Source organism: Paraburkholderia tropica, assembly GCF_914484835.1.
GTDB lineage: Bacteria > Pseudomonadota > Gammaproteobacteria > Burkholderiales > Burkholderiaceae > Paraburkholderia > Paraburkholderia tropica_A.
Window position 1 is genome coordinate 133615 of record NZ_CAJZAR010000028.1, and the last position, 16650, is coordinate 150264.

Annotated in this window: 18 protein-coding genes; 13 read left to right on the top strand and 5 right to left on the bottom strand. The window is 65.1% G+C overall.

The genetic code is table 11. From position 1 onward, the window contains the following. Positions 1-170 precede the first annotated feature (170 nt). Positions 171-1670: a UbiD family decarboxylase gene (locus LDO54_RS02640; protein WP_224005805.1), complete on the bottom strand. Its 1500-nt coding sequence runs from the start codon at positions 1668-1670 to the stop codon at positions 171-173. A gap of 403 nt (positions 1671-2073) precedes the next feature. On the opposite strand from LDO54_RS02640, the gene LDO54_RS02650 reads away from it, so the two are divergent. Further along, a complete protein-coding gene (locus tag LDO54_RS02650; RefSeq protein ID WP_224005812.1) occupies positions 2074-3618 on the top strand; it encodes a methyl-accepting chemotaxis protein in 1545 nt (514 codons plus the stop codon). 51 nt (positions 3619-3669) lie between these two features. On the opposite strand, the gene LDO54_RS02655 is transcribed toward LDO54_RS02650, so the two are convergent. Together LDO54_RS02655 and LDO54_RS02660 are read right to left on the bottom strand one after the other, a co-directional pair. Continuing rightward, positions 3670-4431 (bottom strand): ABC transporter permease, encoded by a 762-nt coding sequence (locus LDO54_RS02655; RefSeq protein ID WP_224005815.1) that lies wholly within the window; start codon positions 4429-4431, stop codon positions 3670-3672. Continuing rightward, positions 4428-5408, bottom strand: a complete 981-nt coding sequence (locus LDO54_RS02660) for an ABC transporter ATP-binding protein (RefSeq protein ID WP_224005818.1) — start codon at positions 5406-5408, stop codon at positions 4428-4430. Before LDO54_RS02660 ends, LDO54_RS02655 begins: the two co-directional genes overlap by 4 nt. A 321-nt stretch (positions 5409-5729) precedes the next feature. On the opposite strand from LDO54_RS02660, the gene LDO54_RS02665 reads away from it, so the two are divergent. Continuing rightward, the gene (locus LDO54_RS02665; RefSeq protein ID WP_224005821.1) at positions 5730-6797 is read left to right on the top strand and encodes a purine-nucleoside phosphorylase; all 1068 of its coding nucleotides are present in this window, start codon (positions 5730-5732) and stop codon (positions 6795-6797) included. 85 nt (positions 6798-6882) lie between these two features. Here LDO54_RS02665 and LDO54_RS02670 read toward each other — a convergent pair whose 3' ends face one another. After that, positions 6883-7779, bottom strand: a complete 897-nt coding sequence (locus tag LDO54_RS02670; RefSeq protein ID WP_224005824.1) for a LysR family transcriptional regulator — start codon at positions 7777-7779, stop codon at positions 6883-6885. A 125-nt stretch (positions 7780-7904) separates the two neighbouring features. On the opposite strand from LDO54_RS02670, the gene LDO54_RS02675 reads away from it, so the two are divergent. From LDO54_RS02675 to LDO54_RS02725, 11 genes are all read left to right on the top strand, one after another. Next, positions 7905-8090: a 4-oxalocrotonate tautomerase gene (locus tag LDO54_RS02675; RefSeq protein ID WP_224005828.1), complete on the top strand. Its 186-nt coding sequence runs from the start codon at positions 7905-7907 to the stop codon at positions 8088-8090. A gap of 186 nt (positions 8091-8276) precedes the next feature. Next, positions 8277-8729, top strand: a complete 453-nt coding sequence (locus tag LDO54_RS02680) for a MarR family winged helix-turn-helix transcriptional regulator (protein ID WP_224005832.1) — start codon at positions 8277-8279, stop codon at positions 8727-8729. Positions 8730-8739: 10 nt separating this feature from the next. Next, complete coding sequence (locus LDO54_RS02685) at positions 8740-10011, top strand: MFS transporter (RefSeq protein ID WP_224005835.1); 1272 nt, start codon at positions 8740-8742, stop codon at positions 10009-10011. Positions 10012-10244: 233 nt separating this feature from the next. Continuing rightward, positions 10245-10547 (top strand): type II toxin-antitoxin system MqsR family toxin, encoded by a 303-nt coding sequence (locus LDO54_RS02690; RefSeq protein ID WP_224005838.1) that lies wholly within the window; start codon positions 10245-10247, stop codon positions 10545-10547. 2 nt (positions 10548-10549) lie between these two features. Beyond that, a complete protein-coding gene (locus LDO54_RS02695; RefSeq protein WP_224005841.1) occupies positions 10550-10951 on the top strand; it encodes a type II toxin-antitoxin system MqsA family antitoxin in 402 nt (133 codons plus the stop codon). A 138-nt stretch (positions 10952-11089) separates the two neighbouring features. Continuing rightward, positions 11090-11461: a GFA family protein gene (locus tag LDO54_RS02700; protein ID WP_224005844.1), complete on the top strand. Its 372-nt coding sequence runs from the start codon at positions 11090-11092 to the stop codon at positions 11459-11461. Then, the gene (locus tag LDO54_RS02705) at positions 11458-11637 is read left to right on the top strand and encodes a hypothetical protein (protein WP_224005847.1); all 180 of its coding nucleotides are present in this window, start codon (positions 11458-11460) and stop codon (positions 11635-11637) included. Before LDO54_RS02700 ends, LDO54_RS02705 begins: the two co-directional genes overlap by 4 nt. Positions 11638-11644: 7 nt before the next feature. Next, a complete protein-coding gene (locus tag LDO54_RS02710) occupies positions 11645-12385 on the top strand; it encodes a response regulator (protein WP_224005850.1) in 741 nt (246 codons plus the stop codon). Then, positions 12382-13755 (top strand): ATP-binding protein, encoded by a 1374-nt coding sequence (locus tag LDO54_RS02715; protein WP_224005853.1) that lies wholly within the window; start codon positions 12382-12384, stop codon positions 13753-13755. The genes LDO54_RS02710 and LDO54_RS02715 overlap by 4 nt, the downstream gene beginning before the upstream one ends. A gap of 186 nt (positions 13756-13941) precedes the next feature. Then, positions 13942-14871 carry a methyltransferase domain-containing protein gene (locus LDO54_RS02720; protein WP_224005856.1) on the top strand — a complete coding sequence of 310 codons (930 nt, stop codon included), beginning with the start codon at positions 13942-13944 and terminating at the stop codon, positions 14869-14871. Between the two features lie 89 nt (positions 14872-14960). Then, on the top strand, positions 14961-16148 hold the full coding sequence (locus tag LDO54_RS02725) for a GNAT family N-acetyltransferase (protein WP_224005859.1): 1188 nt from the start codon (positions 14961-14963) through the stop codon (positions 16146-16148). A gap of 49 nt (positions 16149-16197) precedes the next feature. On the opposite strand, the gene LDO54_RS02730 is transcribed toward LDO54_RS02725, so the two are convergent. Next, complete coding sequence (locus LDO54_RS02730) at positions 16198-16566, bottom strand: cupin domain-containing protein (protein ID WP_224005862.1); 369 nt, start codon at positions 16564-16566, stop codon at positions 16198-16200. Positions 16567-16650: the final 84 nt, after the last annotated feature.

Below are 16650 nucleotides of genomic sequence, written 5' to 3' on the forward strand. Positions count from 1 at the left end.
TCGACCTTGTTCAGTCGTGCGCCGGTCACGATGAGGGCGGCTGCGCGTGCACAGCCGCCGTTCGATGCGTCGTTCGATCGGAGGATCGTCGGTCCCGGCCGGACAGCGCCCGGTCAGGATACGACAAGAGGGGGTGGGCGCGCGTTTCAGCGCGCGCTTTAAGGTGCGGGTTAGCGTCCGTCGAAGCCCGGCAGGAAGCGGTTCACATCGACTTCGAGGAACTTCGAGCGCTCGAATTCGTGCTTGAGCTTGAACGGCACCGTGCAGTCGAAGATCGTCTTGCAGCTCGTGCCCACTTCCGGGATGCTCGGGCTGAACGCGGGCGTCTGCGACGGATCGAGCGGATGGCAGCGCACGCCCGGAATGGTGATGGTGTCGATGTCGCCCTGGAAGCGCGTCTGCATGGCCCACAGCACGTCGTCGGTGTCGAAGATGTCGACGTCTTCATCGACGAGCATCACGTGCTTGAGTTCCGGGAACGCCGCGAACGCGAGAATCGCGGCCTGGCGCTGTCGGCCCTCGTCGACGGCCGACGACTTCTTGAACTGCATCACCGCGAGCAGCTTGCCGCCGCCCGAGTTGTGCGCGTAGACGTTGAGCAGCTTGCCCGGCATCGCGCGCTCGACCATCTGCAGAATGCTCGCCTCGGTCGGAATGCCCGCCATGTTCACGTGCTCCTCGCCGGGGCCCATGGTGGTCTGCAGAATCGGGTTGAGGCGGTGCGTGACGGCCTTGACCTTGATGACCGGCAACTCGTCCTTCGACTCACCCGTGTAGCCGGGGAATTCGGGCATCGCCTTGCCGGTGTCGGTGTTCTGGTCCTCGCGCTGGCGCACGTTCGGCAGCAGCTCGCCTTCGATGACGATTTCGGCGTGCGCGATGGCGCGCGCATTGATCGTCAGGCACTGCGAGAGCTCGACCGGACGGCCGCGCAGCGCGCCCGCGATCTTGAGTTCGTCGTAGCCGAGCGGCGTGGTCGGCGGCTCGAAACACGCGGCCACATAAATCGCCGGATCGACGCCGATGCTCACCGAAATCGGCAGCGGCTTGCCGGCCGCTTCGGCCTTCATGCGGAAGGCGTCGATATGGCGGCCCGGCGTGAGCCACATCGTCAGTTCGTCCTTGCTCTGCACGCACAGACGGTGAATCGTCACGTCGTGCTCGCCGGTTTCGGGATCGGCCGCGTAGCACAGGCCCATCGTCAGATAAGGACCGGCGTCTTCGGGCGTGTTGGTCGGCGCGGGCAGCAGCGTGCGCAGATCGAAGCCGGGTTCGTCGGCGCGATGCACGATTTCCTGGCAGAGCGCGCGGCCCGGCTCGGCGAGCACCGGCTCGATCGGATGCTGGACCGAATCCTTCAGCAAAAAGCCGAGCTTTTCGGGTTCGGCGCCGAGCAGTCGCGCAACCCGCTTGCGCGAACCCAGCATGCCGATGGCGACGCGAAACGCCGGAAAGCCCTTCACGTTGTTGAACATCATCGCGGGGCCGCCGCGTTTGGTCGGGCGCGCGGTCGTGCCGCCCGCGCCGACGTAGCGATAGACGCCCGAGAGTTCGGCTTCGGGATCGACAGGTTCGTTCGTTTCGACGTATTCGCCTTCGTGCTGCTTGAGCAGGTCGATGGCGGAGCGCAGGTCGGTGACGTTGGCGGCGGTGAGAGTCGGTTCGCTCATGATCGTTTCTCCAGAATGGCGGGTTGTGCTGGACACGTGGACTGCTGCGTCCTTCCGTGGAGAAAAGTATGCAGTTTGCGATACCAAAGATCGATATACATGGACCGTCAATATTGATAAGCATGAACTTATGAAAAGAACGGCCGTGCGCAAATGGCGGGAGCCTGTCCATCTGATCGGCTCGCGCGGCAATGCGAGTTGTTTATCGGGTTGCCGCGTCGCCGGTTCGCTGACCTGTCGGCCCATCAAGGATTTCGCGCGATGAGGCACGCACAAGACCGCGCGGCAGCGGGCGCGGCGTCGCTTTCATTCCCTTCAGCGCCTGCCGCCGCGGTCGATATCCCCGGCATGGAGCGGAATCAGATCGGCTCCGCACGATAAATACAGGGAGACATCGAGAGACATGCGTAATCTCAGCTTCAAGGCGACGTTGTGGAGCACCGTTGCCGTGGTGTGGTTCAGCCTGCTCACGCTTTCGGTCATCAATTCGATCGCGACCCGCAATCTGATGATGGACGACCGCGTGACCTCGCTGCGCGAGCAGGTGCAATCGGCGGTGAGTATCGTCGAGGGTTACGAAAAGGCCGCGCGCGAAGGCAAGATGCCGGTGGCCGAGGCGCAAAGCCGCGCGCTCGCGCAATTGCGTTTCATCCGATATGGCACGAGCGGTTATTTGCTCGTGGTGGATTCGTCGATGCTGCAATTGCTGAATCCGGTCAAGCCCGAGTTCGAAAATAAAATCAACGATCTCGTCGACGAAACGGGCAAGCATTTCACTGCCGAAATCATTCAGCACGATCGCGACGGCACGCATACGACGACTTATCGTTTTCCCAAACCGGGCGAGACGCGCACGCAACCCAAGATCGCGTATGGCGAATATGTGCAGGCGTGGGACTGGCACGTCTACACGGGCGCTTACGTCGACGATATCGACCGCGAGTTTTATTGGCACCTGTCGTATGGCGCGGCGATCGTCTGCGCGGTCGGTCTCATGGTCACGCTGGTGTTCGGTCTGATCATTCGCCGCGTGAATGGTCAACTCGGCGGCGATCCGCAATTCGTGGCGGGCGTATGCGAGCGCATTGCGCAAGGCGATCTCACCGTGCGCCTCGACGTGCGGCCCGATCAGGCGCATAGCTTGATGGCGTCCGTGCGCGCGATGCAGCAGCGCTTGCGGCTCGCCATCGACGCGGTCAAGCAGTCGGCGGGTTCGATTGCCGGCGCCACCAACGAAATCGCCACCGGCAACGCCGATCTTTCCGCGCGCACCGAAGCCCAGGCCGCCGCGCTCGAACAAACGGCGGCGAGCATGGAAGAACTGACCTCGGCCGTGCGGCAGAATTCGGGCAACGCCGAAACCGCCAGCGAAGTCGCCTCGCAGGCGCAGCAGATCGCGCGGGAATGCAGCGCGGCGGTGTCGAGCGTGGTCGAAGCCATGACGCGCATCGACGACAGCGGGCTGCGGATCGGCGAGATCATCGGCATGATCGAAGCCATCGCGTTTCAGACCAATATTCTCGCGCTCAACGCGGCCGTCGAGGCGGCGCGCGCGGGCGAGGAGGGACGCGGATTCGCGGTCGTGGCGGCGGAAGTGCGCTCGCTCGCGCAGCGCTCGTCGGCGGCGGCGAAGGACGTGCGCGGCGTGATCGAGTTATCGGCGGCGAACGTGCAGCAAGGTAACGCGTCGGTGGCCGTTGCGGGCGATGCAATGGAGCGCGCGCATACGTCGATCGAACGCGTCGCGACGCTGATCGGCGAAATCGCTTCGGCTTCGCACGAGCAGAGCCGCGGCATCGATCAGATCAATCAGGCCGTCACGCAAATGGATCAGGGCACGCAGCAGAACGCCGCGCTCGTTGAAGAGGCGGCTGCGGCGGCGGCCTGCCTGCGCGACGAAGCGCGCAAGCTCTGCGACGCGGTCGAGACGTTCAGGACACAGGCATAAAAAAACGCCAGCGCGCGCGAGCGGCTGGCGTTTTTTCTGGAGATCGCGGGCCTAGCTTTTCAGGCGATAACCGGTCTTGAAGATCCACGCGGTGATCGCGAGAAACAGCCCGAGAAACGCGGCGGTCATGCCGAGACTCACGCCGACCGCCACATCGGCGAGCCCGTAAAAACTCCAGCGAAAACCGCTGATCAGATAGACGATCGGATTGAACAGCGTGATCACGCGCCACGCGGGCGGCAGCATATCGACCGAATAAAAACTGCCGCCGAGAAACGTCAATGGCGTGATGACCAGCAGCGGCACGATTTGCAGTTTCTCGAAGTTGTCCGCCCAGATGCCGATGATGAAGCCGAGCAAACTGAAGGTGACCGCCGTGAGCAGCAGAAACAGCAGCATCCAGAACGGATGCTGAATCTGGATCGGCACGAACAGCGCGGCGGTCGCGAGAATGATGACGCCGAGCAGAATCGACTTGGTCGCCGCCGCGCCGACATAGGCAATGACGATTTCGAAATACGACACGGGCGCGGAGAGCAATTCGTAAATCGTACCCGTAAAGCGCGGGAAATAAATGCCGAACGACGCATTCGAAATGCTCTGCGACAGCAGCGAAAGCATGATCAGACCCGGCACGATGAACGCGCCATAACTCACGCCGTTCACTTCCTTGATGCGCGAGCCGATCGCCGAGCCGAATACGATGAAATAGAGTGAAGTCGAAATAACCGGCGCGACGATGCTCTGCATCAGCGTGCGCCGCGTGCGCGCCATCTCGAAGCGGTAGATCGCGCGGATCGCGTAGATGTTCATCGTGAGGTCTCCTTTCGAGGATCGTTTTCCGCCGTGCGCGCGGCGGCTGCCGCCGCGTCCTTGCCGACGAGACTCACGAAGATATCCTCCAGCGAACTCTGGCTCGTTTGCAGATCCGTGAAGCCGATGCCCGATTCGCTCAGGCTCTTGAGCAGCGCGAGAATGTCGTTGCGCTCGTTTTCGGCGTCGTAGGTGTAGATGAGTTCGGCGCCGCCATTGCCGAGTTCCAGACGCCACGCGGCGAGCGCGGGCGGAATGGCGTTCAGCGGCGTGTCGAGCTGCAAGGTCAGTTGCTTGCGGCCCAGCTTGCGCATCAGCGCGTCCTTGCGCTCGACGAGCATGATTTCGCCCGCATTGATCACGCCGATGCGGTCGGCCATTTCCTCGGCTTCGTCGATGTAATGGGTCGTGAGGATGATGGTCACGCCGTTGGCCTTGAGGCCGCGCACGAGTTCCCACATGTCGCGGCGCAGTTCGACGTCCACGCCCGCCGTGGGCTCGTCGAGAAACAGAATCTGCGGCTCGTGCGCGAGCGCCTTCGCAATCAGCACGCGGCGCTTCATGCCGCCCGAGAGCGTGAGGATCTTGTTGTTGCGCTTTTCCCAGAGCGAGAGGTCGCGCAGCACGCGCTCGACATAGGCCGGATTGGCCGGCTTGCCGAACAGGCCGCGGCTGAACGACACGGTGGCCCAGACGGTTTCGAACGCGTCGGTCGTGAGCTCTTGCGGCACGAGGCCGATCAGCGAGCGCGCGGCGCGGTAATCCGTGACGATATCGTGACCGGCGACCCGCACCTGACCTTCACTCGCATTGACGATGCCGCAGACGATGCTGATGAGCGTCGTCTTGCCCGCGCCGTTCGGCCCGAGCAGCGCGAAGATTTCGCCGCGATGAATGTCCAGGTTGATGCGCGAAAGCGCGCGGAATCCCGATGCATAGACTTTCGAGAGATTCTCGATGGAGAGGATCGTTTGCATGTGCGTGACATTACCAGAATCGGCGCTCGAACATGGCGGGCGGGGAATGGGAAGCTGTGTTCGCGCTGTGGAACGGCGATTGATGCGCGAACCGGGACTAGTTCGGGGCATTGTTGGTGCGCGTTGAATAATGGCGGCGGGCCGGTTGTGAACCTGGCCGCCTGCGGAATATTTTCTCCGCTTATACTGAGCGTCGCCTGAAAGGCTCACGCCTCGGGCCCCACGCTGCAAGCCAAAAAATAACAGGACTTCAATCGACAAAAACGGCACGCGATTCCCGTTTCGCAACCGCAGTTATTCACCGACAGGTGGGGGCCTTCTATGCTAAATCGTGCTTTTTATGCAGTGATTTCATCGTTGCTCGTGGCGGGCGCGGCCGTTGCCCCGGCCATCGCGCGCGCCGACGACAGCTTCGCGCAGGACGACGGCGGTTCGCACGGCCGTCCGGTCAAGGTCATGATCATTTCCATGTTCGGCCCCGAAGGCCAGGTGTGGCTCGATAATCTCGGCCCGTGGCAGGACATCACGGTTGCGGGTCTGTCGCCCGATTATCCGGCCGTGCACTGCAATCGTCAGGACGTCTGCGTGATGACCACCGGCATGGGCCACACGAATGCCGCCGCGTCGATCATGGCGCTGACGTTCTCGCCGCGTTTCGATTTGCGCCGCACGTATTTCATGGTGGCCGGGATCGCCGGTATCGATCCGCAGCAGGGCACCGTCGGTTCCGCCGCGTGGGCGAACTGGCTCGTCGATTTCGGCATTCAATGGGAAATCGACGGACGCGAAATTCCCGCGAACTGGAACACCGGTTATCTCGGCATCAACACGACAGATCCGACGCAGAAGCCGCCGCTCGATTACCGCACCGAGGTGTTCCAGCTGAATCCGGCACTCACGAAGGCGGCCTTCGCGCTGTCGCGCACCGTGACGCTCAGCGATAACGCGCAGGCGCAGGCGGCGCGCGCCAAATACAGCTATGCGCCCGCGAATCGTCCGCCGACCGTGATCCAGTGCGATACGCTCGCGGGCGATACCTGGTGGTCGGGCACCGACCTCGGCGAGCGCGCGCGTCAATGGACCAGGATCCTGACCGATGGCAAGGGCACGTACTGCACGACGCAGCAGGAAGATAACGCGACGTATGAGGCGCTGAAGCGCGCGGCGGCCACGCATCGCGTCGATCTGAATCGTGTTGCGGTGCTGCGCGCCGGTTCGGATTTCGACCGGCCGTATGCGGGTCAAACGAGCGCCGATAATCTCCTCAACTACGCGGCGCAAGGCGGCTTTACGATTGCCATCGCGAATCTGTATCTCGCCGGCAATCCGCTCGTGCAGGATATCGTCAAGCATTGGGGCGAGTGGCGCGACGGCGTTCCGCAGCGCTAAGGCCCAGGCGCTGGCGCCCGGCGTTCACGATGCGCATCGTGAACGCCGGGCCTGGTCAGTCGCGCTCACTCGCGCTCAGTCGTGATCAGTCCGCGGCGAATCGCTTGACGAGAAAATCGATCGCACTCCGTAGCATGGCCGTGGGCCGCAGCTCGCGCGAGTGGACGAGATGCATCGGCGTATGCACGTGGCTCCACGTCGGCAGCACCGCAACGAGACGCCCTTCGGCGATATCGTTTTCCAGCATCAATTCCGGTTGCAGCACGATGCCCGTGCCGCGCAGCGCCGCCGCGCGCAACGCGCGGCCATCGTTCGCGGTAAAGCGGCCGTCGACGGGCACGTGGCAGATCTGCTGTTCCGGCCCGACCAGCGCCCAGAAGAATTCCTTCTTTTTCCAGTACGCGAGGCCAAGGCAGGCGTGATCGCGCAATTGCCCGGGCGTTTCGGGCTGGCCGTGGCGTTCGAGATAGGACGGCGCGGCGGCGAGCACGCGCCGATACGCATGCAGCGGATGCGCGACGAGATCCGCGCTGTCGAGTTCGCCGATATGAATGGCGAGGTGATAGCCCTCGCGCATCAGATCGACGGGCGCATTATCGAGCGTGAGATCGACGCTGACTTCAGGATGCTGTTCGAGATAATCGGCGAGCACCGGTGCGAGTTTCTCGCTGCCGAAGCTGACCGGCGCGACGATTTTCAATCGGCCGCGCGGACTGCTGCGCAATTCGGCGGCGCTGGCTTCGGCCTGGTCGAATTCGTGCAGCGCGCGTTTGCATCGCTCGTAATACAGCGCCCCGATTTCGGTGAGCTTGTGTTGACGCGTGGTTCGATGCAGCAGCCGCGCGCCGAGCCTTTCCTCGATCTCGCGCACGTGTTTGGCGGCCATCGTCGCGGTGACGTTGCTCAACGCGGCCGCGGCCGCAAAACTCCCCGATTCGACGACGCGGACGAACATCTGCATCCCCGCCAGTTTATCGGCCATTCAATACTCCACTCGAAACCTCACGGTTCCGGGTATCACAACTCAGGGCCTGTTTATCCATGCTTTGCGCTTCCTGATAATGGCTGCATCCGCGTCGCTGGAACGCGGTAAAAAACGGAGTCATTATGCCTATCCTTCGAATTGAAATGCATCCGGGCAAGACGCTCGAACAAAAGCGCGAACTCGCGAGCGGCATCACGCGGGTGTTCGTGGAAACACTGGCGTGTCCGCCGGAGGTCGTCGAAATCGTCTTCAGCGAAATCGAAAAAGACGCGTGGGCGGTAGGCGGCAAGCTGAAATCCGATACGTGATGTAAGCGTTTCGGCTGTCGCTGGCGAAATGGCTTTCCGTGGTCGAGGAGAGCCATTTTTCATTGGGGCGCCGATTCTGTTCGCGCATTTTACGAATGCATTACACGGCGGCATCGCGCCGTCCATGCACGCCTGGATATGAAGTTTAGCTTTGCAGTTTGACTTCATATCTTCTAGAATGCGCGCATGACTTCCTCACACGACGAACCCGTTTCCGAACTGGCCGGCGCGCTCGCGGGCGACCTGCGCGCGCTGGTCGGCAAACTGCGCCGGCGCATGCGCGAGCAGGGCAGCGCGGGCGATTTCACGCCGTCGCAGATTGCCGTGCTGCTGCGGCTCGAACGCGACGGCGCCGCCACCGTGTCCAGTCTCGCGCGCGCCGAAGGCATGCGTCCGCAGTCGATGGGCACGATCGTGGCCGGGCTGGAGGCGCTGGGGCAGATCGAAGGCGCGCCGGATCCCGCCGACGGCCGCCAGACGCTCTGGTCGCTCACCGAGACCTTCCGGCGCTCGGTGCGCGCGAGCCGTGCGGCGCGCGAGGACTGGCTCGCGCACGTGATCGACGCGCGCCTGTCGGGCACCGAGCAGACGCAGCTCGCGCGCGCGGTCGTGCTGCTCAAGCGCCTCGTCGACGAGTGAGGCGCGCCGCATGAGTCAGCCAGGCGATTCCTCCGATTCCTCCGATTCCTCCGAAGCCTCGACCGGCATGTTCCGTTCGCTGCGCAGCTTCAATTACCGCGTGTGGTCGGCGGGCGCGCTGGTCTCGAACGTCGGCACGTGGATGCAGCGCACCGCGCAGGACTGGCTCGTGCTCACCGGCCTCACGCATCACAGCGCGGCGGCCGTGGGTGTCGTCATGGGCCTGCAATTCGGGCCGCAATTGCTGTTTCTGCCGTGGTCGGGCTATGCCGCCGATCACTTCGATCAGCGCCGTCTGCTGATGTTCACGCAGGCCGCGCTCGGCGTGCTTGCGCTGCTGCTCGGCCTGCTCACGATCACGGGCACGGTGCAGCTCTGGCACGTCTACGTGTTCGCGTTTCTGTTCGGCAGCACCACCGCGTTCGATTCGCCGGTGCGCCAGACCTTCGTCTCCGAACTGGTCCGCGACGGCGATCTCGCCAACGCGGTCGCGCTCAACTCCACCTCCTTCAACGCCGCGCGCATGATCGGGCCGGCCGTGGCGGGCGTGGTGATCGCCTCGGTGGGCGTGGGCTGGGCGTTCGTGCTCAACGGGCTCTCGTTCATCGCCGTGCTGGTGTCGCTCACGCGGCTGCGCACCTCGGAGCTGCGTCAACGCGCGCGCGCGAAGCCCAGGAAGGGCAGCCTCGTGGCGGGCTTTCGCTACGTGTGGTCGCGACCCGACCTGAAGGCGATCGTGGTGATGCTGTTCCTGATCGGCACGTTCGGCCTGAACTTCCCGATCTTCATCTCGACGATGGCCGTGCGCGTCTTTCACGCCGATGCGGGCGGCTACGGCCTGCTGTCGTCGCTGATGGCGGTGGGCACGGTGTCGGGCGCGCTGTTCGGCGCGCATCGCAGCCGGCCGCGCTTCGAGTCGCTGCTGATCGCGTCGGCGGTGTTCGGCGTCGGCTGCGCGCTCGCGGCGATTGCGCCGAGCTACGGCTGGTTCGGCGCGGCGCTCGTGCTGATCGGCGTGGCGGCGCTCACGGTCACGACCGAGACCAACAGCCTGATGCAGCTGTCGACCGAGCCGTCGATGCGCGGACGCGTGCTGGCGATCCGGCTCGCGGTGGCGCTGGGCGGCACGCCGATCGGCGCGCCGATCGTCGGCTGGGTGGCCGATCATCTGGGGCCGCGCTGGGCGCTCGCGGTGGGCGCGGCGTCGGGGATCGCGGCCGCGGCGGTGGCGGCGCGGGTGATGTGGCGGGAGAAGGCGGGCGATTCGGGGCGGCAGGCTTAGCGAGGCCGTCTCTGCCCGGCGCGCGCCGCGCCCGCGTTCTGGACTATAGGCCGAATGTCCAGACAGGATCGACATCAAGATCCGGCATGCGCGATAGCGATTTCAGGACGCGCCGGCGGGCATGCTGCTCGATCCGGCAAAAACGTTATTGGCCTGCTTTCGCTGTGCGTGTGTTTAAGCGATGGCGCGGAATTAACCTACTTGCCAAATTAACCGAGTAGGTTAAAATTCCGATGGAAAAGCGCACACCGCATTGCAAACTTTCGCGGATTCACGAAATGGTGCGGGCAGGGCATGTCCGCGCCACACGCAGCGCTTACGAAGGCGCGCTCGAATTGGGCATTCACGATCTCTCTGGCATGTGTGCGGTCGTGCTGCGCCTCGTACCCGGCGATTTCCACAAGAGCATGACGACCCATGCCGATCATCGCGTGTGGCAAGACGTGTATCGCACGACCGTCGAGCAAGGGCGGGGCGTGTATCTCAAGTTGACCGTCGTCGACGACGTGCTGGTCGTCTCGTTCAAGGAGTGGTGATCGTGAAATGTCCGGCCTGTGGCGGCGCGAATCTGGTCCGTGAGACGCGCGACCTGCCTTACACCTATAAGGGCGAGGCGACCGTCATTGCATCGGTGACGGGCGACTATTGTCCCGCGTGCGGCGAGGCCGTATTCGAACGCGCCGAAGGTGACCGTTACGCCGGGCGCATCGCCGCGTTTCAGCGCGAGGTGAACGCCGCTTACGTCGATCCCGGCTTCATCTCGTCGGTGCGCCGCAAGCTCAATCTCGATCAGCGCGAGGCCGCCGAGATTTTCGGCGGCGGCATCAACGCGTTTTCCCGTTACGAAAACGGCAAGACCAAGCCGTCGCTCGCGCTGGTGCAACTGCTCAGACTGCTCGATCGTCACCCGGATCTGCTCGACGAAATCCGGGCGGCCTGACCCCCAATCCCCCCAAATTCGTCCCGCCGTGCAATGTTTTGTGTCGCCCCCAAACACAGATACATTGCGATACAAACGCCGTCTCCCGCTGCGCTATAAAGCATCCATCGCCATTACACGCAACGAGGAGCCCGCATCATGGAAGCCAGCCGCCACACCGGCTCGTGTCACTGCGGCGCCGTGCGCTTCGAGGTCCGCACCGCGCTCGCGCCCGCCGCCCGCTGCAATTGCAGCCTGTGCCGCCGCAAGGGCGCGCTGATGTCGCCGCCGCTCGACGCCGCCGATCTCATCATCGTCGCGGGCGAGGATGCGCTCACGCTCTATCAGTTCAACACGCGCGTCGCGAAGCATTACTTCTGCAAGCACTGCGGCATCTATCCGTTTCATCAGACGCGTCTGGACCCGAAGCGCTGGCGCGTCAATCTCGGCTGCCTCGACGGTGTCGACGCCAACGCGCTCGAAGCCGGTCTGAACAACGGCGCGAGCCTGTCCGTCGTGGAGGACGCATGAAACGCCTGCTCGCTCTGTTCGCCCTGCTCGCGGGCGGTCTCGCGACCGAAGTCGCGCATCCGCTCTCATGCACGCTGATGTCGCCCGCGCGGCGCGAAAAACGCGAGGGCCGCAGCGGCGGTATCGCCCATCCCGACCGGCGCGGCGCGCGTCGGCAAACCCAGCCCGGAGTATGATCGGCGCATGGAAAAAATCGACCATATCCTGATCGTCGACGACGATCGCGGCATCCGCGAACTGATCGCGGGCTACCTCGAAAAGAACGGCATGCGCGTGAGCGTCGCGGCCAACGGACGCGAGATGCGCGCCGCGCTCGAGAACGGCGCGCCCGATCTGATCGTGCTCGACCTGATGATGCCGGGCGAGGACGGTCTCGTGCTCTGCCGCGATCTGCGCGCGAGCCGTTTTCGCACCGTGCCCGTCGTCATGCTCACGGCGCGCAGCGAGGAAACCGATCGCATCGTCGGGCTCGAAATGGGCGCCGACGACTACGTGCCGAAGCCCTTCGCCGTGCGCGAACTGCTCGCGCGCATCCGCTCGGTGCTGCGCCGCACGCGCATGCTGCCGCCCGGCATGCAGGTGACCGAAACCGCGCCGATGCTCGGCTTCGGCGAATGGCGTCTCGACACCACGGCGCGCCATCTGCTCGACGAGGAAGGCACGCTGGTCGCGCTGAGCGGCGCGGAATACCGGCTGCTGCGCGTGTTTCTCGATCATCCGCAGCGCGTGCTCACGCGCGATCAGCTGCTCAATCTCACCCAGGGCCGTCAGGCCGATGCGTTCGACCGCTCGATCGACCTGCTCGTGAGCCGCCTGCGCCAGCGTCTGCGCGACGGCGCGCGCGAGCCGCGCTACATCAAGACGCTGCGCAACGAGGGCTATGTGTTCTCGTCGTCCGTCGACGTGATCGAAGGTTCGGCATGAGCACGGCCACGCACGATGCGGCTGGCGCGGCGCCGTCCGGCACGCGCGGCGGCGGTCCGCTGCACTGGCCGCGCTCGCTGTTCGCGCGTCTCGCGCTGATTCTCTGCGTGGGCCTCGCGCTCGCGCAGACGCTCTCGGTCTGGCTCACGCTCACCGAACGCGACGAGACCACCGCGAACATGATGATGGATTACGTCGAGCGCGAAGTCGCCAGTTCGGTGGCGCTGCTCGACAATCTGCCGCCGCCCGAGCGCGCGGCCTGGCTGCCGCGTCTCGCGCGCCGCAGCTATCAGTTCCTGCTCGATCCGGGCGTGCCCGGCGTCGCGCCCGATGCGGCGCTGTCGCGGCGCTACGAGACGGCGATCGAGCGCGGCATCGGCAAGCATTACGCGCTGACGGTCAATGCGATTCCCGGCGACGACGAGCATTTGCAGGTGCATCTGCGTCTCTCGGACGGCTCGCCGCTGACGATCGACGTGCATCCGATGAGCTCGCTGCCGCTGTCGCGCTGGCTGCCGCTCGTGCTGGTCGGGCAACTCGTGGTGCTGGCGCTGTGCTGCTGGCTGGCGGTACGGGTGGCGACGCGTCCGCTCGATGCGCTCGCTCGCGCGGCCGATGGTCTCGGTCCCGACCTCAAGGCCGAACATCTCGACGAGCACGGTCCCTCGGAAGTGGCGCGCGCGGCGCGGGCGTTCAACGCGATGCAGGCGCGTATCGCGGGTTATATGGCCGAGCGCATGCAGATTCTCGCCTCGATCTCGCACGACTTGCAGACGCCGATCACGCGCATGCGTCTGCGCGTCGACACCATGGACGATGACGAGCAGGGCGCGAAGCTGCGTCAGGATCTGCAGGAGATGGAGCAACTCGTGAAGGAGGGCGTGGCTTACGCGCGCACGCTGCACGGCGCGTCGGAAGTGCCGGTGCGTCTCGATCTCGACGCGCTGCTCGACAGCCTCGTGTGCGATTACGTCGATGCGGGCAGCGACGTGGCCTACGACACGCGCACGGCCGTGGCCGTGGTGACGCGCGCCAAGGCGCTCAAGCGCATCGTCGGCAACTTTGTCGATAACGCGCTGAAGTTCGCGGGCGCGGCCGAGATCGAACTGACCACTGGGCCGGGCGGCAACGAAGTGACCATCGCGGTGCTCGACCGCGGGCCGGGCATCCCGGAGGAGTCGCTGGAGAAGGTGTTCGAGCCGTTTTACCGGCTGGAGACGTCGCGCAATCGCGGCACGGGCGGCACGGGTCTCGGACTCGCGATCGCGCGTCAACTGGCCTCGGCGATGGGCGCGCGGCTCACGCTGCACAACCGCGTCGGCGGCGGGCTGGAGGCGCGGCTGGTGTTGAAGAAGGATGGGAACGCTTGAACATTTGAGCGGGCCGTGCCCGCGTTCTGCAAGTGCATGCTGAAAAACGGCGCCGCGACCCGGCGCCGTTTGCTTTTGCGAATCGCTGCGAGATCACGGTGTGGATCACCACGCCTGCCCGCGCCGCCGCGTGTCGTAATCCACCAGAACTATGGCGGCTCGCGCGCGTGCGCGTGAGGTATTGATGTGAGCATTGTCCGCCTCGGCGCGCACGCAACCGGCCACGACCTCATGCACACGACGACCCACGGCGGACCGCGCAACACGCTGCGCCGCGCGCTCAAGCAACCGTTGCTCAATGCCGTCGCGCGTCTGCCGGACGGCGTGCAGCGCGCCATGTTCGCGCCGCGCATGCGCCGCATCTGCATCCGTGTGCCGCTGCTGCGGGCGGTCTATTCGGGCTGTCTGCGCCGCCATCCGTTCGATCTGCAATACGGCATCGACACGAGCGGGCTCGTCGATGCGCAGGCGCTCCAGCGCGATCCCGGCCTCGTCGCGCAACTCAATCCGTACATGGGCTCGCAGCCCACCATCATTCGTCGCGCGATCGACACGCTCGGCGATATCGCGGGCTACACCTTCATCGATATCGGCTGCGGCAAGGGGCGTCCGCTGGTGGTCGCGTCCGAGTATCCGTTCGCGCGGGTGCTCGGCTACGACATCAGCGCCGACCTCGTGAAAACGGCCAACGACAACGCGCTCGCGATCGCGGGCCGCTTCGCGCATCGGCCGCCGATTCGCGCGGTGACGGCCAACGTCGCCGACCTCGTGCTGCCGCCCGGCGACGCGGTCGTGTTCATGTTCAACCCGTTTGGCCCCGAACTGATGGCGACGCTGCTCGCCAAGCTGGAAGCGGCGCTCGCGAGCGGCACGATCGGGCATCTGTTCGTGGTCTACGACAACCCCGTGTGCGGCGAGGTGTTCGACGGCTCGCCGCATCTGCGGCGCTGGTTCGCGCGCATGTTCGCCTACGACCGCGGCGAGCTGGGTTTCGGGCCTGAGGAGCGCGAGGGCGTGGTGATCTGGCAAAGCGTGCGCGGCGCGCGTCCCGATGCGTTCGCGGACCGCCATCGCCGCATCACGTCCCGCGACCGCATGAGCGCGTCGCTCGATTAGCGCGTGCTTTTCGCGTCGGTTTTTGCCGCTGTTTTCACTGCCGTTTTCGCGTCTTGATTTGCGTCTGGTAACGCTCAACGAGGAGTCCCGTGACGACCACCACGATCCCGCTGCCCGCCGCGTCCGCCACCACGACGCCGTTTCGCTTCGAAGTCCTGACCTGCGCGACGATCGAGGCGTTTCGCGCCTTGCAGCCGCAATGGCGCGCGCTGCTGGCGAAAAGCGAGGCCGTGTCGCCGTTCGTCGATTTCGCCTATGCCGAGCTGGCCGCCGAACGCGCGCTTGCGAACGGCGCGGTCGTCGAAGTCGCGGCCGTCTACGAGGAACTCGATGTCTGCGTGCTCTGGCCGGTCGCGATCGAGCGCCGGGGCGTGCTGCGCTGCGCGCAGCCGCTCGGCAGCGGTTGCGGCGAGGAATACGGCGGCCCGCTGATCGCCGATACGCGGCGCGCGGAGTTCTACGACGCGGCCGTGCGCGCGGTCCGGCGCCTGCATGCCGACCTGCTGAGCGTGCCGATGCTCGAAGAGGGCAGCGCGTTGCAGCTCGCGCTCGCCGCCGCGCCGCAATCGTGGGTGCGCCGCCGGCTGCCCGCGCGCTGGCGCGAGATGCCGGGCTACGCGATCGGTTTGCGCGCCTACGCCGACTGGGACGACTATCTCGCGACGCGTCATTCGTCCTTGCGCGCGGCCCTGCGCGCGAGCCTCAAGCGGCTCGGCAAGCTCGGTCACGTGAGTTTCGACTGGTGCGCGAACGCGGAGGAAGCGCATGACGTGCTCACCTGGCTGTTCGCGAACAAGCGCCGCTGGGCGCTCGCGCGCGGCATCGATTCGCCGTATCTGATGGACGACAGCGTGCGCGACTTCTTTATCGAACTGGCGCAGCGCATCGACCTCTCACGCACGCCGCTGGTCGCCTGCGTGAAGGTGGAGGGGCGGCCCGTGGCGGCGTCGGTGAATCTCGTCGGCGCGCAGTCGGTCGAGTATTTCATCACGACCTACGACGAAGCGTTCGGGACGTATTCGGTCGGCAATCTGCTGGTCGAATTCATCGCGCAATGGGCGCACGCGCACAGGCGCGATTTCGATTTCCGTCCGCTGCACGGCGATTACAAGCTGCGCTGGGCGGACCGGCACTCGCGCCACGAATCGCGGCTCGTGGTGCTGCGGGCGCGCGGACGGCTGATCGAAGCGCTCTTGCTGGCGCGCGTCGCGAAACGCGTGGGCCGCAAGCTGCTGTCGATCGTGCGCTCGCGCGGGAAGCGCGAACGCAGCGAGTGAGCCGCCGATAGTCAGGCCGCGCGCTTCAGGACATCGCTCATGACGCCATTCACGACGCCAGCGGGATGAACACGTTGAACTGGCCTTCGTCGGGGTGACGCGAGCGATGACCCTTGCCCGTCGTGTCCTCGCAGAGCACGACCGTGCCGGGTTCGCAGTGGCGCTTGTCGCCGTCGCTGGTTTCGAACTCGACCCAACCCGTCATCCAGATCACGAATTGCCGCACGGGCGTGGTGTGCCAGTCGGCTTCCTTGAGCCCGGCGGGCACCCAGCCGAAGCGCACGGCTTTCGCGGGCTCCCACGTCGAAAGATAGATCGGCGGAATGCCGGGAAAGAGTTCGAGCGGCGTGAGCGCAATGTCGATGTCCTCGAAATGGGACTCGCCCTGAGCGTCGGCATAGATGCGTAGGCATTTCATGAGGCGCTTCCTCCGGGCGGCCCCGAGCGGCCGCATGGAGGTCGATCATGCGCCGCGCGCTCCGATCGTGCAATTTGGGGCATG

Coding starts and splice junctions, on each gene's coding strand:
- LDO54_RS02700 (WP_224005844.1), top strand. CDS start 11,090: ATGGAAGCCAGCCGCCACACCGGCTCGTGTCACTGCGGCGCCGTGCGC.
- LDO54_RS02705 (WP_224005847.1), top strand. CDS start 11,458: ATGAAACGCCTGCTCGCTCTGTTCGCCCTGCTCGCGGGCGGTCTCGCG.
- LDO54_RS02655 (WP_224005815.1), bottom strand. CDS start 4,431: ATGAACATCTACGCGATCCGCGCGATCTACCGCTTCGAGATGGCGCGC.
- LDO54_RS02715 (WP_224005853.1), top strand. CDS start 12,382: ATGAGCACGGCCACGCACGATGCGGCTGGCGCGGCGCCGTCCGGCACG.
- LDO54_RS02730 (WP_224005862.1), bottom strand. CDS start 16,566: ATGAAATGCCTACGCATCTATGCCGACGCTCAGGGCGAGTCCCATTTC.
- LDO54_RS02685 (WP_224005835.1), top strand. CDS start 8,740: ATGAGTCAGCCAGGCGATTCCTCCGATTCCTCCGATTCCTCCGAAGCC.
- LDO54_RS02710 (WP_224005850.1), top strand. CDS start 11,645: ATGGAAAAAATCGACCATATCCTGATCGTCGACGACGATCGCGGCATC.
- LDO54_RS02665 (WP_224005821.1), top strand. CDS start 5,730: ATGCTAAATCGTGCTTTTTATGCAGTGATTTCATCGTTGCTCGTGGCG.
- LDO54_RS02660 (WP_224005818.1), bottom strand. CDS start 5,408: ATGCAAACGATCCTCTCCATCGAGAATCTCTCGAAAGTCTATGCATCG.
- LDO54_RS02675 (WP_224005828.1), top strand. CDS start 7,905: ATGCCTATCCTTCGAATTGAAATGCATCCGGGCAAGACGCTCGAACAA.
- LDO54_RS02670 (WP_224005824.1), bottom strand. CDS start 7,779: ATGGCCGATAAACTGGCGGGGATGCAGATGTTCGTCCGCGTCGTCGAA.
- LDO54_RS02680 (WP_224005832.1), top strand. CDS start 8,277: ATGACTTCCTCACACGACGAACCCGTTTCCGAACTGGCCGGCGCGCTC.
- LDO54_RS02650 (WP_224005812.1), top strand. CDS start 2,074: ATGCGTAATCTCAGCTTCAAGGCGACGTTGTGGAGCACCGTTGCCGTG.
- LDO54_RS02690 (WP_224005838.1), top strand. CDS start 10,245: ATGGAAAAGCGCACACCGCATTGCAAACTTTCGCGGATTCACGAAATG.
- LDO54_RS02640 (WP_224005805.1), bottom strand. CDS start 1,670: ATGAGCGAACCGACTCTCACCGCCGCCAACGTCACCGACCTGCGCTCC.